The sequence below is a fragment of the Bremerella sp. JC817 genome (assembly GCF_040718835.1).
Classification (GTDB): Bacteria; Planctomycetota; Planctomycetia; order Pirellulales; family Pirellulaceae; genus Bremerella.
In genome coordinates this window covers 577,980-595,916 of the sequence record NZ_JBFEFG010000274.1, presented here as the reverse complement: position 1 = coordinate 595,916, position 17,937 = coordinate 577,980, and the positions used below count along the sequence as shown (strand labels likewise).

Genomic DNA, 17,937 nt, shown 5'->3' with positions numbered 1-17,937 from the left:
GCCCCATGCTTTCCGACTTTTACAAACCGGGCGAACTGCCGGTCTCGTTTGAACTGTATCCTCCCAAGACCGACAAGGGATTGCGGTCGCTCATGCTGCAGGTCGAGCGACTCATGAAGTACAAACCCGCGTACATCACCTGCACGTACGGAGCAGGCGGATCGACGCGTGGTAAAACGCTCGAGATCGTCGAGAAGGTCAAAACGATCTTCCAGGTCCCCGTGGCCGCTCACCTGACGGTGGTCGGTTCCAGCGTGGCGGACCTGCGCAGCTTTCTGGCGGAAGCCGAACGCCGCGGCGTCGATTTCATCGTCGCGCTGCGAGGTGATCCACCTCAAGGCGAAACAACCTTCAAGCCCAACCCGAAAGGCCTGAAGTACGCCAACGAGCTGGTCGAACTGATCAACGACGAGTTCAGCGAGCTGGGAGTGCTGGTCGCCGGTTACCCGGAAGTCCACCGCGAAGCACCTAGCCCGCAGGCCGACCTCGACAACCTCAAGCGGAAAGTCGACGCCGGTGCCCAGGTCGTCGTCTCGCAGCTCTTCTTCAACAACAGCGACTTCTACACCTGGCGAGAGAAGTGCGAGAAGGCCGGAATCACCGTGCCGATCGTGCCAGGGATCTTCCCGATCAACAGCCTCGCTCAGATCTCGAAGATCGCCAGTTTGTGCGGCGCTGGTATTCCGAAGAAGCTGCTGGAGAAGCTCAGCCAGAAACCGGACGATGCCGAGTGGCACTCGGCCGTCGGGACGGCGTACGCCAGCCAGCAGGTCAACGACCTGGTCGACAACGGCGTGCCAGGGTTCCACTTCTACGTGCTGAACCAGGCCGAAGCGACCGGCAAGATCCTCGAGAACCTTGCCGAGCACCGCAAAAGCAACAAAGCGGAAGCCAAGTAAGGCGACCGGAAAGCAGGTACGGTAGCCCAGTCCCAGTTAGCGACAGCCTCTCTTCCCATGGAACGAGAGGCCTGGCCCCTGGGACGCCGGGCGATCGAGCTCGCCACTGGCAGGCTTTCCGGCGGGAACGACCCGATTTAAGTGACCGCAGCAACAAAAGTTAGCACCGGTCATTGCCGGGATTAAGATTTCCGTTTAAAATCCTCGGTTTCCACAGCAAAGTGGCCTGAAACCAGGTCACCCGATGTCCGCTGACAGGCCCCAAAGCCTGATTTTCTTAAGCGGCCATCCCATTGTGCCAGAGTGGCGGAATTGGCAGACGCGCTGGATTCAAAATCCAGTTCCCGCAAGGGAGTGGGGGTTCGATTCCCCCCTCTGGTACTTTTCTAACTAGCGTTCTTCGCTATACTTGTGCACCTGCCACACGTAGGCAGGGGATCTCTCAATTTCGAGGTGTCACCAAAAGTGTCACCTGCGTCAAGTCAGCAAGCCTTCTCGTGTCTTTTTAAGTAGATGCTGTGGTTAGTCCAGACGCGTTTAACAGATCACTAGCAAATCGCATTGAAAATTTTCGCCAGCAACTCGATGCGTTAATAGTTGTATTTGCCGATTCCACGAAGACACCCGGGCAGCGGGCCGCCCAAGCTACAGAACTCGCGAAAGCTGCCCAGGACATCTTCGATATTCTCGATGCGAAAGATCGTCCGACTTGGATTTTGCCGATCATGAATGCCGCGAGTCATTACGCTTCTTCACGCAATACAGCATCGGGAAAAGCACTCTTTCAAACGATCTTGAAGCACCATCCAGATATTAAGCCGATCCGTGCATCAGTTGACGCAAGCAATGTTAGTTTTGATCAAGTTTTCCAACGACTATTGCAGGAAGGTAATCTGCCCGAGTTGTTTCAAACTTTGATTGAGCAAACAGAAGTATTGATTCGGTCTGGAAAAATCGAAAGTGTTACTGCGTTAAACGCCTTACAACGCCTACTCGACGTTGTGCGTGGCAATCAAAATGGCTCCTTTGTCGCGATCACTCAGACATCGTTCTTGGCGCGATACGTGAAAAACTTTTCCGTCGAATACCTAAAAGTCGTTCCTGGACTGGGGCCTGCTGTCTCTGCTTGGGAAAAAACCATCGATCAGATTGATCACGAAAGAGATCAGCTTCAGCAACAACTACAACATGAGTCGCTTTTGGCAGTGCTTGATCAGCGCACCATGTCACGGATCGAATTGCTCCCGAGTCAGGTGCACCTGATGCTCGACGACGGCGGGGAATCATCCCAAACTCTACAGATCGAGCAACACACGATGAATCACAACGATCCTTCGGAATCCGACGGGGACACCACGCAAGGCCAAAGTGATTGAGCAGTTCTCGTGGCATTTGCTCCGACGTAGAATTTTAATGTTGTTTCTATCGCCTCATGCCTCGTCAATTCCATCAATTGTTGCGGAAGAAGTCTTTGAGCCCAACGCTCGCCAAATGATCACCGAAGATCATGTAGTCCGGCATATCTCTCCTTGCCACTCTCGGGATCTTTTTCGACAGCGATTCCTGCGGCTTTTCCGATCAAAGTGCCAATCTTGGAGTAGTGCGTCCGCTGCCGCTCGACGCCAGGTCCTGCTGGCTCAAAGATCTTCCCAATTCGTTCACCCGTCGGTGTTCGTTCTAGGAACTTGGCAAACTCCGGGGCCATCGGCAAAATACGATCCCGCTTTCCCTTCTCGAACTCTGCCAGAATCCGAAACATCGGATATTCCCCGCTGAAGTCGACGGACAGCCGGTCCCGCCGATCCCAGTAGAGATCAATTGCCTCACTGACGCGAAGGCCTGACCACCACAATCCCTCAAGGAAATACTTCCAGCCTTCTGCCAGGTCGTCGCCGACTACTTGGGGAACGGCATCCCGCATTCGTTGGAATTCCTCATCTGTCAGAGGCCGCCCACGCATGAGCTTGGCCCCTTTGAGTTGCTTCGGGATCTTGATCTTGGGAACGCGATGGATATGCCCAACGTCCTTGCCCCAGTTAAGCACCGACTTCAAATGCCGAAGATGCCGGGCTACCGTTGCTGGCCGTTTGCCATCTTTGATCAACTGAGCCTGGTAGTAGCTGATCCGAGACGCGGTTAGGTCGCTGACCTTGGCCGGATTCAAGTAACGCTGCATCACATTCAAGCTGGCGGAATAGGCATCCATCGAACCAGGTGCCAGGATTGCGAGTTTCTCTTGCTCGAATCGTTCGCGAAAGACTTCCCAGCTTAGGCGGCTGGGAGCCTCGTACCGACCTTTGCGAAGATCGGCTTCAAGTTCCCCTGCCAGGCGTTCCGCCGCCTTTCGGTTGGCTGTCTTGGCGGACTGTTGTGTTTCTCGTCCAGACTCGGGATCGACCCAGCGCAGCACGAGATTCTTACGGCTGTTATCAGATCTTTAGTGGCGAGTCTTTGTACAAGACATCGGAGAGATATTTTCTAAGCTCATCCGTTTCGACCAGCGCCTGATCTCTTTGCTTTTCACGCGACAGCGATGAACGCCGCAAAGTATCTGTTTCGGACGCTGCTTCTTCTAACTTGGCGGTATGATCTGAATTTGACAAAGCAGCACTTGTGGCAATCAAAAGGTCGCATAAATCGCAGACTTGGGTCTCATGGTCAAATAGACGGTCGAGAGCGTTTAGAACGTTTTCGAGGAGCATTCTTTCAGTTTTATCCATGATGTCTCCAAATTTGGGAGTATTAACGTTCGCAATCACTGCGCCGCATGATTGTCCATTTGAAAACGCCCGGCCTTGCGGCTCCCGTTCATTAAATTCTGTCCGACCGGAATTTGTGGTCAGGCCGGATCTGCTAGATGCGAGCGGATCCAATCTGCCATTTGATCGACCGTAAGCTGGCCTTCGGAGAGTTGCATGATCGTGTGGTATTTTTCTTCATTGGTTGCGATCAGGTTCTGACCGTTCAAGAGAAGAAAGGTTCTGTAAACGACCAGAGCGGTTCTCTTGTTGCCGTCAACGAATACCTGATTGCGGGCGATGGCAAATGCGTACTGAGCCGCTAACTCAGCAATATCAGGTTTCGGATCTCCGTATGCCAAGAGATTTTTGGGACTGGCAAGTGCGGACTCCAGTCCGTTGCGATCCCGCAGACCATCTAACCCTCCATGTTCTGCAAGCTGCGCATCATGGATTGAGATAACAACGTCTAGTCGGATCCACTTCGGTTCCATCACTTCGACAGTGCCCTAAGGGCGTCGCGATCTTCGCGCATTACCATCTCGGCAATTTCCATTTGCTTTTGGAACTCAGGATCGTAAGCCGTTAAGCGAATGCCATCGGCCGTTTCCTGAACAAAGAGCTGATCCCCCTTCGAGACCCGCAAGCGCGCAATCAGTTCCTTGGGAAGAACCACGCCCAAGGAATTGCCGATCTCTCGAATTTTGATTGTCGTCATCGGGACGCTCCTGTGTAGCTACTGCTGTAATAACTTGCGTTGACACAATAGTATGCACTGAGGATCGGCGGGGGAAGCGAGCAAATAAAGGGTTTCAGCGGGTTTCCAGTGAGAAAATCCCTCAACAGTGGAGCATAAACGTTTGTTCAGAAAATTAATCGCAAAACTAGGTATTGCTCAGGGGCTTCTGTAAATTAGCCCTACCAACACGGGATCATTTTGCGAAATCCACTCCCATCTCGGGTAATCCAAGCGTATAGCAAGCATCTCCTGTGGGAGTTTTTTCTGCGTACCCAGTCATCCAAATGATCTACACGGTAGCCAGGAATTCCCATTTGTTGGACTGTCAACGCGAGGCCTTGCTGGCTAGGGGTTGGCCGAGGGGGGAAAGGTCTTTGTCGGAGAATACGCGGAAAATCGCATTAGCGCGAAGCGCTCAAAGAGGTTGGAATGAGGCTCTTGGAAGGACGTACGAAAACTCCCTACTTAACCCCGTCCAGCAGCTCCAAGAACTCAGCCTTCCCAACCCCGCCTGCTTTCCACTTTAAGGCTTTGCCTGCTGGGTCGGTGACGATCGTTACCGGCGGGCCGGTTACCTGGTATTGGGTCATGATGTCGGCGTTCTCGGGGGCGTCGACGTCGATCGCGACGGGGATGAAGTTCGCGTTGACCAGGGCGGTGACTTCTTCGTCGGCCCAGACCTGGCGTTTCATGATCCGACAGGGAACGCACCAGGTGCCGGTGAAGTAGAGGATCATGGGCTTGCCGCTCTCGGCCGCTTGTTGCTGGGCGGCGTTGTGATCTTTCGCCCAGACAATGTCATTCGGCGGCACATAAAAGCTGTACCACGCAAATGCCAGCGACACGACCAGAAAGGCCAGCCAGAAGCATCGCCAGAAATGAAAAACTCGCTTGGGGGCACTCGGCGTTTCGGTATCGGCCGAAGGAGAAGCTTCGTTCATGAATCCAGACAAGCCAAAAGGAACAGCGGACAAGAGACGCGGTCAAAGATCAACCACGTTCGATCAGTGCCACACCCTAAGTGGTTTCGCCTGACGATTCAATCCGCCCAGAGCCGGAAACGGCGGCCAATCTCGATAAGGTCGTTGCCTCAACATCATCCCGCATGTCTTACTACAAGAACGGGAACCTCGTTCGCGCCTACGTGTCTTCCGGGCAAGACGATGCCGCGATGCTCCGGCGTTGTTACGATTGATGCCAGAGAGCCCTTCTACCAGCGAACCATTGCGATGAACATCGAATCCACAACACTCCAGCAGCGGGTGCTAGAACTTCGGCAGCGACGCGCCGCGAGGGCTGCGGCCGAAGGACCATTGGCAAGCCTGCCTGGGGAAGGGCAAGCGTTCCGGCTCGACGGTTCTCGGCTGGTCGATGTCGCTGCGGTCTATCTCGAGTTGGGGCAACGGCTGGAGCCGACCTTCGGCTATTACGGGGCGTGCCTCGATTCGCTGGACGATTGTCTTTCAGGCGGGATTGGTGGAGTCTGTGCCCCGTTCAAGCTAACCGTGACCGATGGGCAGACGCTCGCCGAATCGCTCGATTGGCAGGCCTGGTTTCGATACACGGCGGTGACCGACTTTGCGGAAGGGCTGCCGGAGATTTCCGACCTAGTGGAATCGGGCCGGCTCCCGGAGACCAATCCGGAGGAAGCCATCCAATTCCTTCGCCGAGTCGCAGAAGGTGAGCCGATCACCGAGGCCTGGGCGGAACGCTTCGATCTGAAACGGGTTTCGTTTTGGGAGAGCCTTGTCGCGCTGTTGCAACGACACAGTGTGGAAGTGGTGATGGTCTAGGTTCAAAGCGGAGACGTGCTGAGGGCATCAAAGCATATTCGGCCAGAGTTTGTCGAGCATTTGATTGACGAAACCTGACTCGCCGCTCCAGACGAGATAGCCAATCACGGCAATGTTCAGAAAGACCGTGATCCAAAACGTGAAGAGGAATTTCTTCTTACTCGATTTGTGCCGCACCAGCCGTTGGGCGTACAAGGCGCCTGGCCAACCGCCGAGAAGGCCCATCAGGTGCAGCGTCGCTTCCGGAATGCGTCGTTTGTCGAGCTTGGCTGAGAGCTTATCGAAGCTGTAAACGAGAAACGTCGCGATGCTCATCACGCCGCACGCGGCGACGACCAGCCACGAGATGCGATGGAAGAAGGCTGCCCCGATCAGGAAGCCAACGAACAGCAACGCCGCGGCCACCGAAGTTCCGCCCAACTTGCTTCGGCTGGAGGAGGATTTCCGAACCGGTTCCTTCTCGTCGGAGAATCGAACGTTCTCGGCCCGCGATTTTCCGTTGTCGCCGTTGGCAAGCTCGTACGTGACCATGTCCCCGACTGCTGGCCGTCGCGACGATCCTGAGAACTCTTTGATATGGACGAAGACAGAGTCTTCTTCGCCTTGCCAAGAGATAAACCCAAAACCACGTATATCGTCCCAGCGTGTTATTTTTCCCTCGGTTCGCATGTAATGGCTTTTCAAAAAGAGCTTTGTCAGATCGCGGCTGCGATCGTTCGGTGTTCGATAGGGTGATCAGCGTAACGCTGATTCGATTGATGAGCGAGACCGCCCACCGGCTTGCTACAGCACCACGCCGCCAATGGGCGGCTGCTTCGCCGGCAGGTTCTTCTCGTCGAGCATCTCTTTCAGGTTGCCTTCAATGGTGACGCTGATCGAGGTTAGTGGTGTATCGCCAGGGCGGTTCTCGAAAGGATCTTCCGTTCGTTCACCGATCTGATCGAGGCTGAGGAAGATGAAATTGATGACCATCGCCAGTGGAATGTTGAACATGCCAAGGTCTTCGATAAACGCGAATGGGACGAGCGTACCATGCAGGTAGACGAAGATCCGCGAGTAATAGCTATAGGCACGGGGGAACGGCGTGTTCTTGATGCGCTCGCTCTTCCCTTGATGGTTGTTGAACTCGGTCAGCGTGTTGTTCAACTGGACGAAGCGATAATCGGAAAGCCACCCACGCTGATAGGCCTCTTGCAGTTCGCGTCCCTGGATCATGAGGAGGTAGTTGGGGGGATTGTTTTTGGCGAGCACGTCGTTCGCTTCTTCGCACGGCAGAAAGGGACGAATGTCGTCATAGTCGTTGGTCGTTTGGATCCACTGCTCGCCAATCTCGTTGTACTCGTGCCGCTTACGCAGAAAAACTCGGAGGGAATGGACGAAGGCAATATGCCGATAGACGAGCTGGCGTTGCCATGTTTTCAGTTCTGGGTTATCGGAATGACTCTCGTCCAGGCTGAGGGTGAGCACTTCACGCCCCCACGCTCGGCTGTAGTTCACCAGCAAGCCCCAAATCTTACGCGCTTCCCACCAACGGTCGTACGCACTGTTGTTCTTAAAACCGAGGAAGATGGCCAAGGCCGTGCCCAACACGGCCACCGCGTTGAAAGGAACCGAGAGGGACGACATATCGAATTCGTGATGCAGCACGTATACCAGCACTGACAACGCGAAGAAATAAAGCATGCTCTTCCAGCTGTAGAACAAGACCTGGCGCCAGTTGAGGCTTCGACTTACGATCATAAACGTTAGTTACCGTGATTGTTGTCAGAGAAATCGAGGGCTTGTTTCAGGCCAACCATGACCGGAATGAGAACTGAGCAAGGCGACTGCGTATAGTGCAATCGGAGTGCCGCCTGATATCACCTTCGGCGGGGAATGCTGCACTTTCATCAGCATTTCCAGGCTTTCTACCTTGCTAGCTATGCCTCAGATCGAAATTCCCTTGTGGCATTCTGATATCCCATGTACATATCCCCCATCTGGCGTCGATGAGAATCGTAACGTGGCAAATCATTCGCTGGTCCCAGCGAGTCGCGATCCGCCGTTTGAGCTCAAGGAAACCAAGATGAAACGATTGATGATCGTTGCCGGTCTGGCTCTGCTCATGACCTGCTCTGGCTGTGCCGTGTCGGACATGCTGTTTGGCGCGTTCGGCAGCCACTATTCCGGCGGCGGAGAGACACGGGCCGAAAGGGAGTATCATTACAACCAGCAGCTCGGGTCGTACGGCAATTCCGGCTACTAATCTGCCGGCAACGTAACTGCCCCTCTAACCGAGTAGGCTTCTACCCTTGAGCCGCTCGCGCGTGCATGGTTTCATACAGCAAACCACCTCTTCCCGCACAAAGGGCTTTCGATGTCTCGGATACAGTTGCGTATTGTCTTGTTGATCGTGGTCCTGGCGGTTACCGGGATCGGTTCGCTGATCGAGTGGATCAACGGAGAGAAGCAAGGGGCCCGGCCGGCTCGCGAGAATGTCAATTCACCGTCGGGTGTCGTGGTCGATCTACCAGCTGCCAAGCCGACCAACGAGAAGGCACCTTCCGCAGAAGATTCGCTGTCCGAGTGGAACCGGGGAATCTTACGTGGTCCGGACGAAGTCGCGATCGTGCGGCACATCATGCAAAAGGGAACGCTTCCTGATTCGTTCGTTACCAAGAGCCAGGCTCGTGACTTGGGTTGGAATGCCTCGGATGGCAACCTGCGCGAGGTAGCCCCAGGCAAAAGCATCGGGGGCGATCGGTTCATGAACCGCGAAAAAGAACTGCCTGATGCCCCGGGTCGAAAGTACTACGAGGCAGACCTTGGTTACGACGGTGGGCATCGCGGTGCCGAACGCCTGGTCTACTCGAATGACGGTTTGATCTTCGTCACGCGCGACCACTACAAAAGCTTCCAGGAAGTGAAGACCAAACCATGAGCGGCACGAACCTTCCACGCGTGATCGTGCCTGACACGTTGAACTCGGTCGAAGCGATCCACACGTTTCTGAAAGAGGCCCTGGGCTTTCCGGATTACTACGGCAGAACGCTCGACGGGCTGTGGGATTGCCTGGGGGATCTCGATCAGCCGGTTTGCATTGTCTGGCCACATCGCTGGCAGACGGAAAACATATGGTTCGTGCAGCGATCGTATAAGCTGCTAGGTGTACTGATGGAAGCGGCTGAAGAGTTCGATAACGTTCATCTGGAAATCGCCGGCGAAAATCTCTCGTCGGAGTAGATTCGCAGGGCAGGGCATCCCCAAGAAATAGCGAAAGGACGGGGGCTTTGTCGCCGAGCCTTCCGTCCTTTCACACACCCAATTTGGAGAGCGGGTTTGCTGCTTACGCGGTTTCCGCGGTATCGGCAGCGAGAATTTCTTCGGCACCTTCCAGGAAGCTGGCCAGACCACGCGAGCGGTAAGGCTGCTGCAGCTTGCGGACCGCCTTCGATTCGATCTGGCGAACACGTTCGCGAGTGACGCTGAAGATCTTGCCGACTTCTTCCAGCGTGTAGGCATAACCATCGGTCAGGCCATAACGCAGGCGAATGATCTCACGTTCGCGATGGTTGAGGTGCTGCATCACTTCGCCCAGACGCTGCTTCAAGGCTTCCTGGTGGGTTTCGTACAACGGGTCATCGTTGCGGTGATCTTCCAGGAATTCACCGAAGAAGCTGTCGTCGTGATCGCCCACAGGCTGATCGAGCGAGAGCGGATTGCGATTCATCTTGGTGATGACCTTCGCATCGTCCAGCGAGATTCCCATCCGCTGAGCGACTTCTTCAGGCGAAGGTTCGCGGCCCAGTTCTTGAACCAGTTCGCGAGTGACCGCACGGACCTTGCCCATGGTGTCGATCATGTGAACGGGAACGCGGATGGTTCGGCTCTGATCGGCAATGGCTCGGGTAATGGCCTGACGAATCCACCAGGTGGCGTAGGTCGAGAACTTGTAGCCACGTTCATGCTCGAACTTATCGACCGCACGCATCAGGCCCGTATTGCCTTCCTGGATCAAGTCGAGGAAGCTCAAACCACGGTTGCGATACTTCTTAGCGATCGAAACGACCAGACGCAGGTTGCCAGCCGAAAGACGTCGCTTGGCGGCATCGTATTCTTCCTGGTACTCGGCGATCTTCTGGATACGACGTCGAAGCGTGGCTGGGCTTTCCAGGGTGACACGCATCAGGCCGTGCAGTTCGCGTTGCATCTCTTCCAGCGTCTGGCCGTTTAGGTGACCACCGTACTCTTTGGCCAGTTCGATGTTTTCGACCAGGGTGTCCATTCGCTGCGAGATTTCGCGAAGCTTGGACAGCTGCGGCATGATTTTGTTGGTACGCAGGTTCAACTCTTCGACAAGCTGGACTGCCTTCGAGCGGCGACGCGTCAGACGCTTCCAGGCATTCTGGCGAGCGGTCGGAGTAGCACTTTTCGAGATGGCCGTTCGCCAGTCGGCGGCGTTGGCGTCGAGCATGCCCTGCATGGTGATCAGATTCGGAACGATCCGCTTCATGATCAGCTTCTTCTCTTTGGCATTGGTCACCGAGACTTCCACGGTGCGATCCAAGCGAAGCTGGCCATCGCGGACCTTCGAGAGGAGGTCGAACGCGTTGCGGAGAATCAAATCGTTCGTGATCACCGCGTGACGGAAACGAGCTCGCCACTTGTCGATCTGGGTGGCGGCTTCCACTTCCTCGGTGCGGGACAGCATCGGAATCTCACCCATCTGCATCAGGTACATCCGAACCGGATCGTCGACCTGGCTGACTTCCTCGAACGTCTCTTCTTCGTCGCTGCTGTCGCTGGCGTTCGGAAGGCTGTTGATCGAGAGGTTGTCGAAGTCGTCGTCTTCGTGGAAAGCTTCGTGCGAGCGATTCATGGGTGCGTTCTCCATCGGTGATTTTGGGTTCGACCGTGTTGAGCACGATCGGGCGACGCCACCGTTAATCGCAGCACCTATGCCGAAAGCTAATTCCCGCGCCAAGGTATTTGCCTAACTTGTTATTGGGTAACACGTTGTGAAGAAGTCGGTTTGCCTAAGTGAAAATGCCAATGTTGTCGATTTGCAACAATTGGGTCTCAAAATTGGTGGTGAAAAGCCATCAATTCGCTCTCACTCGCTGCTCGGCACCGAGACTCTGGCAAGGCTTTTGGACGGTAAAACCAGGAGAAACGTTCCATCAGATTATCGCGATGCTCGATTCCGGCACCTCTGCAGGCCCCCATGTTGCGTTTGGGAAACATCCCCTAGTGGGCTAGAGCGGTAGGCGATTTTTGGCGGAACCTGTTACCATACGAGTCTTCTCTGTTTGTTGACTCCAGCCCCATACATTGTCGTGATCAAAATGACCGAGCCCACCATTCAGGTAAAAGTTCATCAAGCGGTTGGTACGATTTCGATTCACCGCGACGAGAAACGCAACGCGTTGACGCGGACGATGATCTTCGATCTGATCCAGGCCTTTCGTGACTTGCATGGCGAAAAGAAAGTGCGTGCCGTGATTTTGACCGGCGGCGGCTCGGCGTTCTGCTCGGGACTTTGCCTGGACGAAATGCACCAGATCATCCAGGAAGACGACAACCTGGAGCGTTGGCACCAAGACACGTCGACCCTGGCCGAACTGCTGCAATTGATGCTGCATTTCCCTAAACCGATCATCGCGGCGGTTAACGGACCAGCCATCGGGTTTGGGGCAGGGCTCGTGTTGGCATCCGACCTGGCGATCGCCGGCCCTGAGGCAACCCTCGGTTTTCCGGAGCCAAAGCGGGGAATCATCTCGGGCCTTTGTGCTCCGCTGCTGTTCTTCCGCGTCGGCGGACGTCATGCGGCCCGGCTGTTGCTGACCGGCGAAACAATCTCGGCCGAACGCGCCGCTCAGATCGGGGCTTATGACGAGATTGTGCCGGCCAAGAATCTGTGGGCCTACGGCGCGGAGCTTACCAAGCAAATCGCTCAATCGGCTCCCCAGGCGATTCAGCAGACCAAGCGGCACTTGAACGAGACCGTAGGCGAACAGCTCGAGATGTTGATCTCGCTCGGGGCGGCCGCAAGTGCCACCAGCCGTACGACCGAAGCAGCGAAGGAAGGATTGCAGGCCTTCATCGAAAAACGCGAGCCTGAGTGGCCCTAGCTTGCATAATGAGGCGATGCCCCTAAGTTGGGATCCACGCCGTTAATAGCATAGCGTTGGGGTGTTGCTGTAAAGTAACGGAAAAAGAAATTTCAAATATGGCAAATTCCTGGAATAATTCTGAGCCGGTTGGTCTACTGGGCCATTCTCGGGGTTCAACTCCGATAGATTCGTAGCGGCCTATGGAACTTAGGCCGCTGCAACAAGGGCAATGGAGAGGCGCCCTTGCCCCTTTTCGCATCTATGCCGGAACATAGGTCTTGTCATGCACCACCCTGTCTGTCGTTCTCGACGTGGGTTTACCCTCGTCGAGCTATTGGTCGTTATTGCCATTATTGGCGTGTTAATCGCTTTGCTGCTGCCGGCTGTGCAACAGGCCCGCGAAGCGGCTCGTCGCAGCACATGCACCAACAACCTCAAGCAATTGGGGCTGGCACTGCACAACTATCACGATACCTACAAGGCATTTCCGTACGGATCGCGAGGCACGACCGATCTGATGGGATGGCATGTTTCGCTGCTGCCATTCATCGAGCAAACTGCCCTGTTTGATAGTGCGGATACCACCCTCAGCTACGGAACGGGGGTGAACAATGCGTTGCTAACCGTGACGATCGATGGGTATCAGTGCCCCAGCGGAACCGAAAAGTTTGCCGACGATAGCCCGACCCAAGTCACGACCCACTACTACGGGGTGATGGGGCCAACCGGAACCAAGCCTGGGACGAGCAGCACAAACTATCCAGAAGGCTATTCTTCGAACGTTTATGGCGGCTTTTCTCAGGCCGGTATGTGGTACCATGAAGAAGTTCGTCGGATGCGTGACGTGACCGACGGCACTAGTAATACGCTCTTCGTTGGTGAAATCTCGTGGTCCGACCGCAACGGGAAAGATACCCGTTACCGAGTTTGGTCTCGTGGTGGTCGTGAAGGAAACTGGATGGCACCGTGCAAGAATGTTGCCTTCGCAATCAACTCGGATCAAACGAGTATCTTCAACGACATGAGCTTTGGTAGTAACCATCCCGGCGGATGTCTATTTGCCTTGGGGGACGCATCGGTGCGATTCCTGCCGGAAACGGTTGACTTCGACTCTTATCTTTCGGCTGCCAGCATGAATGGCGGCGAGGTCTATTCGTTCAATGCAAACTAGCTCTTCGTTTGGTCTGCGACAACTCGGCACGCGCGGGTTTGTTTTCTCGCTGCTACTCGCGGCGACAGTTACAGCCTTGACGGGGTGTTCGCAGAAGCCGTCCGACGCCTATCCGGTTTCGGGCACGGTCTTGTTCAAAGGTCGTCCGCTGCCCCGCGGCATCTTGCAGATGCGTCCCGATTCCTCGCGAGGCAACTCGGGGCCGGCCATCATGTTCGACGTGGTCCAAGGGAAATACGAAACGACCAGCATCGAACAGAACTACCATCGTGGTGGTGCCTATAAGGTGACCATCCATGGTTTCGATGGGATTCCACAGCCAGGCAAAGAAATGCCTCTGGGCGAGCGGATCTTCTCCGACTATTCGACTTCCGTCATGCTGCCGAACGAAGCCGCCTCGGAAATTGACTTCGAGATCAAGAAGTAAGTTCCCTTTCCATTCAACTACCGAAAAGAGCGGCCGCATCAGCATGGGGCCGCTCTTTTTTTGGTTGAGATGGCCAGCGTAGCGTTAGTTGCTCGCCGCCAGCTTCCGTTTTAGATCGTCGCAGTTGATCACTTTCTCGATCACATCTTGCGGCACATAAAAGTAATGATTCGAGGCCTCGTAACCGATGCGCGAGTCCGCCGCCACCACCGGATAGAAACGCACCGCCGTTTGCAGCTCTTGCTCGAGTGCTTCCAAGGCAGCAGCTTTGGCGGCTTCTTTCTCCGCGGGATCTTTCGCGGCCTGCCAGCGATCGCGCGCGGCGATGAACCGTGCTTGTTGGCTCACGGTTGCGAAGTGCATTTGAGCCGCTCTGGCAACATTCAAATCATCAGCAACAAAAGCCTGCTTCGCGGCCGTGGCTTTCTTCGCTGCCGCTTCCAGATGCTGGAGACCTGAAGCGAAGCCCTCAGCCATCTTCGCAAACTGGCTCGCGTAAACGTCGGCTGGGAAAGGTGCCGACCAGCGGCTCAACGCGTCGTAAGGATAGCAAACCATGCCGGGGGCGTAGCCGGTTGGTTGAAGATACAGCAGGTTGGCCGGACCGCTATGCTGCGGACCGGTGTACATGCCGGCGTAAGGAAACTCGGAGTAGCCATCGCTGAACTTCTGCCATGCCAAACGGACATCCGGTGCAGCCGCCTCGCCGTAGGTGCTAACCGCTAACTGATCGAGAGCCTGGTCGATCGTTTGGTTAGGGTTCTCGGCGAAGAGCCGAGCCAGTTCCAAGTTCGGCGAAGGATAGCCACCGAGTGACCAACTCAACATCTGGCCATCTAGCTTGGCCTCTGCGAGGTTGGCATTGTGCTGAGCGATCAAGTTCATCACCGGCACGTAAGGAACCGCGGCGATTTCCCAGGTCACGTTGAACTGAACCTTGGCCAGAGTTCGCAAGCCATGTTCTTGCGCGACTTGCCAATGCTTGGTGGCTCGCGGTCCAGGGCCGACCGCCGAGATCGCGTACTCGCCGATCGTTGCTTTCACGCCCCCTCGTTCAATCGGCAGCGACCACTCGCTGACCGACATCAACCAAATGTCTTTCGGCAAGCGAGCAACCGTTCCGCTGGCATCTCCGTGACGGGCCCAACCCCAGTCCCACGCAATCACCTTGGCATCCGGTGCCGAACGATGGACCCCTTCGGCAATCGCCGTGTTGATTTCGACGAGAATGTCACTCGGCGTGCGATCTTTGCAGCGAGGGCATTGGGCCTGGGTGAATTTCGATGAGCAATTGGTCAGGTTCTCCGACGCGGAAATTGTGAACACGCCGCCAAGGTGCGGAACACGCTCGAAGACATATGCCAGGCTATCGCTGACCCACGCTCGTACTTCCGGCGTGCTGGTGCACATGGCGAAATAAGGAACCGGCGAACCAGGATCAGGCACGCCACGAAGTGACTCGCGTTTCGAGAAGAACTCGGCCGGCATAGCCCGAGGTTCGTTCATGTAGAGATAGACATCGATGTTGTACTTGCGGGCACGTTCGACCAACTTCGCCAGGTTCGCAAGTCGCTCGCGGTGCTCGGCCCCGAACTCTGGAAATGCGGGCGAAGGGGGCGCCAGGTCACGTAAAACGACATGCAGCCAAACACCATTCACGCCGCGCTGTTGCAGCCGAGCCAACAAACCATCGGGAAACGGATCGAGCGAAGGGTCGCTGAGCGGATCGCCGAACATCGCAAAGTAGGAATAGATGAACCGGGGATGCTGATCGTCGCGGGGCAGGGGAGTGGCCGGTTCTCTACTGGGATCGACCTGGCTCAGTTCTTCAATAAACGAAAAGCGTGGTTCGGCTGGCTGCTGCATGACTTCGCCGAAGTTTGCTTCGACCAGCGACTTGATTTCTGCGGCGCGAGCTTTGGCTGAGGCGGACGGCGTTTGATAAACAACCTTGGGGCAGTCTGGTTTCAGGTTTCCCAGTTTGATCAGCAGGAAGTCATCTTCACGTAGTCGATGGGCGAACTCTTCTTCGGTGAGCGAGAGCAGCGGGAGAAGTTGTTCGTACGGCAGCAAGTGCCAGTTGCGTCGCACCAGCGTAATGTAGCCGCGTGTTGCCATTTCCGGCGGAACATTGACCGACGCAGGCAAGCCCATCGAGGTCGCGATTTGCGTGATGTTCTCAGGCGTCGTTTCGAGGACGGTTGCCAACCGCTCGGTGGGAACCAATCCCCAGTTTCGCCAGACGACGGCATGCAGCGTATCGGGAAAATGGTCGACGGGAACCGGTGCCTTGGAAGGTGTCGGAAGTTCGCTGGCCAGCGAGAACGCGGCAGCCCAAAGAACCATCGACCAGGCGATGGGGAATCGAAGCGGCGACATGTTGGCAGGTCTCAAAGAGTGGGAAGGGAGAGCAAAGGAGGGACGCACATCTTCCTTGTTTGAGATCGCCACGTCAACGTTTTTCAGTAGCGGCTGTCGCGGCGCATAAAAAAAGCGTGCCAGGTTGCCCTGACACGCTTTTCGGTTCAAGGGGATGAACCGGGTTCCTTAGCTGGTCTGAATCTTGAAGTCGATTGGGTTGTCACCGTTGGTGACTTCGACTTCTTGAGTCGTGTTCGAGTTGTATTCTTTGGGCAACTTTTCTTTGACGCCCGGTTCGGTCACGCGGCCGTTGTCGTCACGCGTTGCGTCACGAGCCGTGATCAGGCGAACGCGATGCTTGCCGAGCAAGGCACCTTCGGCATCGCCTTTGTACATCAGCTTGTAATTGCCGTTTTCGTCGGTCATCGCACCCGAGCTGCGACCACCTGCCAACGGTTCAAACATGACGTGACAGTTCGGCACTGGTTGACCATTCAACGTAACCTGGCCATGGACTTCGCCGACTGGCGGCGTGTTGGAACCGCAACCTACGCCCATCGAAAGGACAAAAACCGCGAGCAGGGCAACGATACGTTTCATCTCGGTAATATCTCCAGGGGATGCAAGCCACGTCGAGATGTCGATGACGTGGCTTGTTTGAGCTAACTTGAAAACTAGAACGACAGATCCAGTGGCTGGCCATCGAGGCTGTTCAGCAGTCGTTCGTAGGTCGAATCGGTTGGACCACCAAAGTTGTCGTCGATGTTTTCACTGATGAAGTGAACTGAACCATCCACGAAGGCGAACTGCGATCCACCAGGATGATTGCTGGAAAAGCCTTGGCGGCCATCGACGTCGTTGCACGAGGCACCGCAGGTGTCTGTCGTGTTGATGTGAGTCTTGCCACCACCGACCACGGCAATAAAACCATCGAGATAGTTGTGGCTGTTGGTAATGTCTTCGTTACCCGTGTGACCATAAATCAAGCCGGCACCCAGTTCGACACCTTGCAGCATCCAGGCCCGTTCGCCGACCATCGCCGTGTTGCTGGTGCCGTCCAGAATATGATGGATCGAAACCTGCATACGGGTGTTGCCCTGCACGTTGGTGCCTGGGCAAAACACGCCGTTGTGGAAGCGGGCACGGTCGATGTTCCCCTGCGAGTTCACACCCAGGTAGTTCGCCGTGGCGATCTGCACGTCTTGCGACTGATTGCCCGAGCCGTTGTTAATGGTCAGGTGGCTATTCAAGTCAGGACCGGTGTCCGAAGGACATCGCCAAGTGGTGATTGGGTTCTGAACAACGGCCAGCTTCGCTGGCTTGTTGACCGCTTCGTGCAGACGATCTGGACTGCTAGGTGCGAGGATGTCGTATGCGGCACCTTGTTCCATTTGAGGAAGAATGAGCGTGCCCCAGCTCCAGCTTGCGTGCCGGGTTTCGTCGCCGCCGTTGACTTCATGGTCGTAGCTGATGGCAGGGAAGGCGCCGAAGGTGTCGTGATAGTTGTGCAACGCCAACGCGATTTGCTTCAGGTGGTTGGTGCATTGCATGCGGCGGGCCGCTTCGCGAGCTTGCTGAACTGCTGGCAGCAGAAGGGCGATCAATACGCCGATGATGGCGATGACCACCAGCAATTCGACGAGCGTGAACCCTTTGTTCAGTTTCATCTTCATGAGAATACTGAGACCTCTTTTGTGGGGCATAAATAGGAATGAAA

The 17,937-nt window shown here is 55.6% G+C and carries 20 protein-coding genes and 1 tRNA gene; 10 read left to right on the top strand and 11 right to left on the bottom strand.

Annotated features, from left to right (window positions below):
* Positions 1 to 5: 5 nt before the first annotated feature.
* From metF to AB1L30_RS16605, 3 genes are all read left to right on the top strand, one after another.
* Complete coding sequence (gene metF, locus AB1L30_RS16615) at positions 6 to 899, top strand: methylenetetrahydrofolate reductase [NAD(P)H] (protein ID WP_367014537.1); 894 nt, start codon at positions 6 to 8, stop codon at positions 897 to 899.
* 297 nt (positions 900 to 1,196) lie between these two features.
* A tRNA-Leu gene (locus AB1L30_RS16610) sits at positions 1,197 to 1,280 on the top strand.
* A 137-nt stretch (positions 1,281 to 1,417) separates the two neighbouring features.
* Positions 1,418 to 2,275: a hypothetical protein gene (locus AB1L30_RS16605; RefSeq protein ID WP_367014536.1), complete on the top strand. Its 858-nt coding sequence runs from the start codon at positions 1,418 to 1,420 to the stop codon at positions 2,273 to 2,275.
* A gap of 119 nt (positions 2,276 to 2,394) precedes the next feature.
* Here the strand turns inward: AB1L30_RS16605 and AB1L30_RS16600 are convergent, their stop codons facing one another.
* From AB1L30_RS16600 to AB1L30_RS16580, 5 genes are all read right to left on the bottom strand, one after another.
* On the bottom strand, positions 2,395 to 3,309 hold the full coding sequence (locus AB1L30_RS16600) for a hypothetical protein (RefSeq protein ID WP_367014535.1): 915 nt from the start codon (positions 3,307 to 3,309) through the stop codon (positions 2,395 to 2,397).
* A gap of 19 nt (positions 3,310 to 3,328) precedes the next feature.
* Positions 3,329 to 3,619 carry a hypothetical protein gene (locus tag AB1L30_RS16595; protein WP_367014534.1) on the bottom strand — a complete coding sequence of 97 codons (291 nt, stop codon included), beginning with the start codon at positions 3,617 to 3,619 and terminating at the stop codon, positions 3,329 to 3,331.
* A 119-nt stretch (positions 3,620 to 3,738) separates the two neighbouring features.
* Positions 3,739 to 4,131 (bottom strand): type II toxin-antitoxin system death-on-curing family toxin, encoded by a 393-nt coding sequence (locus AB1L30_RS16590; protein ID WP_367014814.1) that lies wholly within the window; start codon positions 4,129 to 4,131, stop codon positions 3,739 to 3,741.
* On the bottom strand, positions 4,131 to 4,355 hold the full coding sequence (locus tag AB1L30_RS16585; RefSeq protein ID WP_367014533.1) for an AbrB/MazE/SpoVT family DNA-binding domain-containing protein: 225 nt from the start codon (positions 4,353 to 4,355) through the stop codon (positions 4,131 to 4,133). The genes AB1L30_RS16590 and AB1L30_RS16585 overlap by 1 nt, the downstream gene beginning before the upstream one ends.
* A 482-nt stretch (positions 4,356 to 4,837) precedes the next feature.
* The gene (locus AB1L30_RS16580; protein WP_367014532.1) at positions 4,838 to 5,317 is read right to left on the bottom strand and encodes a thioredoxin family protein; all 480 of its coding nucleotides are present in this window, start codon (positions 5,315 to 5,317) and stop codon (positions 4,838 to 4,840) included.
* A 288-nt stretch (positions 5,318 to 5,605) separates the two neighbouring features.
* Between AB1L30_RS16580 and AB1L30_RS16575 the strand changes: the two genes are divergently transcribed.
* Complete coding sequence (locus AB1L30_RS16575; protein ID WP_367014531.1) at positions 5,606 to 6,169, top strand: hypothetical protein; 564 nt, start codon at positions 5,606 to 5,608, stop codon at positions 6,167 to 6,169.
* Between the two features lie 27 nt (positions 6,170 to 6,196).
* Here the strand turns inward: AB1L30_RS16575 and AB1L30_RS16570 are convergent, their stop codons facing one another.
* Together AB1L30_RS16570 and AB1L30_RS16565 are read right to left on the bottom strand one after the other, a co-directional pair.
* Positions 6,197 to 6,838: a cold shock and DUF1294 domain-containing protein gene (locus AB1L30_RS16570; protein ID WP_367014530.1), complete on the bottom strand. Its 642-nt coding sequence runs from the start codon at positions 6,836 to 6,838 to the stop codon at positions 6,197 to 6,199.
* 114 nt (positions 6,839 to 6,952) lie between these two features.
* Complete coding sequence (locus AB1L30_RS16565; protein ID WP_367014529.1) at positions 6,953 to 7,909, bottom strand: bestrophin family ion channel; 957 nt, start codon at positions 7,907 to 7,909, stop codon at positions 6,953 to 6,955.
* A gap of 325 nt (positions 7,910 to 8,234) precedes the next feature.
* Between AB1L30_RS16565 and AB1L30_RS16560 the strand changes: the two genes are divergently transcribed.
* The 3 genes from AB1L30_RS16560 to AB1L30_RS16550 all read left to right on the top strand — a co-directional run bounded on the left by AB1L30_RS16560 (position 8,235) and on the right by AB1L30_RS16550 (position 9,391).
* The gene (locus AB1L30_RS16560; RefSeq protein WP_367014528.1) at positions 8,235 to 8,414 is read left to right on the top strand and encodes a hypothetical protein; all 180 of its coding nucleotides are present in this window, start codon (positions 8,235 to 8,237) and stop codon (positions 8,412 to 8,414) included.
* A 111-nt stretch (positions 8,415 to 8,525) separates the two neighbouring features.
* Positions 8,526 to 9,089: a ribonuclease domain-containing protein gene (locus tag AB1L30_RS16555; protein ID WP_367014527.1), complete on the top strand. Its 564-nt coding sequence runs from the start codon at positions 8,526 to 8,528 to the stop codon at positions 9,087 to 9,089.
* A complete protein-coding gene (locus tag AB1L30_RS16550; RefSeq protein WP_367014526.1) occupies positions 9,086 to 9,391 on the top strand; it encodes a barstar family protein in 306 nt (101 codons plus the stop codon). Before AB1L30_RS16555 ends, AB1L30_RS16550 begins: the two co-directional genes overlap by 4 nt.
* A 103-nt stretch (positions 9,392 to 9,494) precedes the next feature.
* Here AB1L30_RS16550 and AB1L30_RS16545 read toward each other — a convergent pair whose 3' ends face one another.
* Entirely contained in the window at positions 9,495 to 11,027 is a 1,533-nt protein-coding gene (locus AB1L30_RS16545) for a sigma-70 family RNA polymerase sigma factor (RefSeq protein ID WP_367014525.1), read from the bottom strand.
* Between the two features lie 466 nt (positions 11,028 to 11,493).
* On the opposite strand from AB1L30_RS16545, the gene AB1L30_RS16540 reads away from it, so the two are divergent.
* The 3 genes from AB1L30_RS16540 (at position 11,494) to AB1L30_RS16530 (ending at position 13,859) form a co-directional block, all read left to right on the top strand.
* A complete protein-coding gene (locus AB1L30_RS16540; protein ID WP_367014524.1) occupies positions 11,494 to 12,279 on the top strand; it encodes an enoyl-CoA hydratase-related protein in 786 nt (261 codons plus the stop codon).
* A 265-nt stretch (positions 12,280 to 12,544) separates the two neighbouring features.
* Positions 12,545 to 13,432 carry a DUF1559 domain-containing protein gene (locus AB1L30_RS16535; RefSeq protein WP_367014523.1) on the top strand — a complete coding sequence of 296 codons (888 nt, stop codon included), beginning with the start codon at positions 12,545 to 12,547 and terminating at the stop codon, positions 13,430 to 13,432.
* On the top strand, positions 13,422 to 13,859 hold the full coding sequence (locus AB1L30_RS16530; RefSeq protein WP_367014522.1) for a hypothetical protein: 438 nt from the start codon (positions 13,422 to 13,424) through the stop codon (positions 13,857 to 13,859). Before AB1L30_RS16535 ends, AB1L30_RS16530 begins: the two co-directional genes overlap by 11 nt.
* Positions 13,860 to 13,943: 84 nt before the next feature.
* Here AB1L30_RS16530 and AB1L30_RS16525 read toward each other — a convergent pair whose 3' ends face one another.
* The 3 genes from AB1L30_RS16525 to AB1L30_RS16515 all read right to left on the bottom strand — a co-directional run bounded on the left by AB1L30_RS16525 (position 13,944) and on the right by AB1L30_RS16515 (position 17,893).
* Positions 13,944 to 16,238, bottom strand: coding sequence for a hypothetical protein (locus AB1L30_RS16525; RefSeq protein ID WP_367014521.1), 2,295 nt, complete (start codon positions 16,236 to 16,238; stop codon positions 13,944 to 13,946).
* 168 nt (positions 16,239 to 16,406) lie between these two features.
* On the bottom strand, positions 16,407 to 16,820 hold the full coding sequence (locus AB1L30_RS16520; protein WP_367014520.1) for a carboxypeptidase-like regulatory domain-containing protein: 414 nt from the start codon (positions 16,818 to 16,820) through the stop codon (positions 16,407 to 16,409).
* 74 nt (positions 16,821 to 16,894) lie between these two features.
* The gene (locus AB1L30_RS16515) at positions 16,895 to 17,893 is read right to left on the bottom strand and encodes a DUF1559 domain-containing protein (RefSeq protein WP_367014519.1); all 999 of its coding nucleotides are present in this window, start codon (positions 17,891 to 17,893) and stop codon (positions 16,895 to 16,897) included.
* Positions 17,894 to 17,937 lie beyond the last annotated feature (44 nt).

Bases quoted from the DNA above. Each gene is read 5' to 3' on its own strand.
- metF (WP_367014537.1), top strand. From the start codon at position 6: ATGCTTTCCGACTTTTACAAACCGGGCGAACTGCCGGTCTCGTTTGAA.
- AB1L30_RS16595 (WP_367014534.1), bottom strand. From the start codon at position 3,619: ATGGATAAAACTGAAAGAATGCTCCTCGAAAACGTTCTAAACGCTCTC.
- AB1L30_RS16590 (WP_367014814.1), bottom strand. From the start codon at position 4,131: ATGGAACCGAAGTGGATCCGACTAGACGTTGTTATCTCAATCCATGAT.
- AB1L30_RS16585 (WP_367014533.1), bottom strand. From the start codon at position 4,355: ATGACGACAATCAAAATTCGAGAGATCGGCAATTCCTTGGGCGTGGTT.
- AB1L30_RS16580 (WP_367014532.1), bottom strand. From the start codon at position 5,317: ATGAACGAAGCTTCTCCTTCGGCCGATACCGAAACGCCGAGTGCCCCC.
- AB1L30_RS16575 (WP_367014531.1), top strand. From the start codon at position 5,606: ATGAACATCGAATCCACAACACTCCAGCAGCGGGTGCTAGAACTTCGG.
- AB1L30_RS16570 (WP_367014530.1), bottom strand. From the start codon at position 6,838: ATGCGAACCGAGGGAAAAATAACACGCTGGGACGATATACGTGGTTTT.
- AB1L30_RS16565 (WP_367014529.1), bottom strand. From the start codon at position 7,909: ATGATCGTAAGTCGAAGCCTCAACTGGCGCCAGGTCTTGTTCTACAGC.
- AB1L30_RS16560 (WP_367014528.1), top strand. From the start codon at position 8,235: ATGAAACGATTGATGATCGTTGCCGGTCTGGCTCTGCTCATGACCTGC.
- AB1L30_RS16555 (WP_367014527.1), top strand. From the start codon at position 8,526: ATGTCTCGGATACAGTTGCGTATTGTCTTGTTGATCGTGGTCCTGGCG.
- AB1L30_RS16550 (WP_367014526.1), top strand. From the start codon at position 9,086: ATGAGCGGCACGAACCTTCCACGCGTGATCGTGCCTGACACGTTGAAC.
- AB1L30_RS16545 (WP_367014525.1), bottom strand. From the start codon at position 11,027: ATGAATCGCTCGCACGAAGCTTTCCACGAAGACGACGACTTCGACAAC.
- AB1L30_RS16540 (WP_367014524.1), top strand. From the start codon at position 11,494: ATGACCGAGCCCACCATTCAGGTAAAAGTTCATCAAGCGGTTGGTACG.
- AB1L30_RS16535 (WP_367014523.1), top strand. From the start codon at position 12,545: ATGCACCACCCTGTCTGTCGTTCTCGACGTGGGTTTACCCTCGTCGAG.
- AB1L30_RS16530 (WP_367014522.1), top strand. From the start codon at position 13,422: ATGCAAACTAGCTCTTCGTTTGGTCTGCGACAACTCGGCACGCGCGGG.
- AB1L30_RS16525 (WP_367014521.1), bottom strand. From the start codon at position 16,238: ATGTCGCCGCTTCGATTCCCCATCGCCTGGTCGATGGTTCTTTGGGCT.
- AB1L30_RS16520 (WP_367014520.1), bottom strand. From the start codon at position 16,820: ATGAAACGTATCGTTGCCCTGCTCGCGGTTTTTGTCCTTTCGATGGGC.
- AB1L30_RS16515 (WP_367014519.1), bottom strand. From the start codon at position 17,893: ATGAAGATGAAACTGAACAAAGGGTTCACGCTCGTCGAATTGCTGGTG.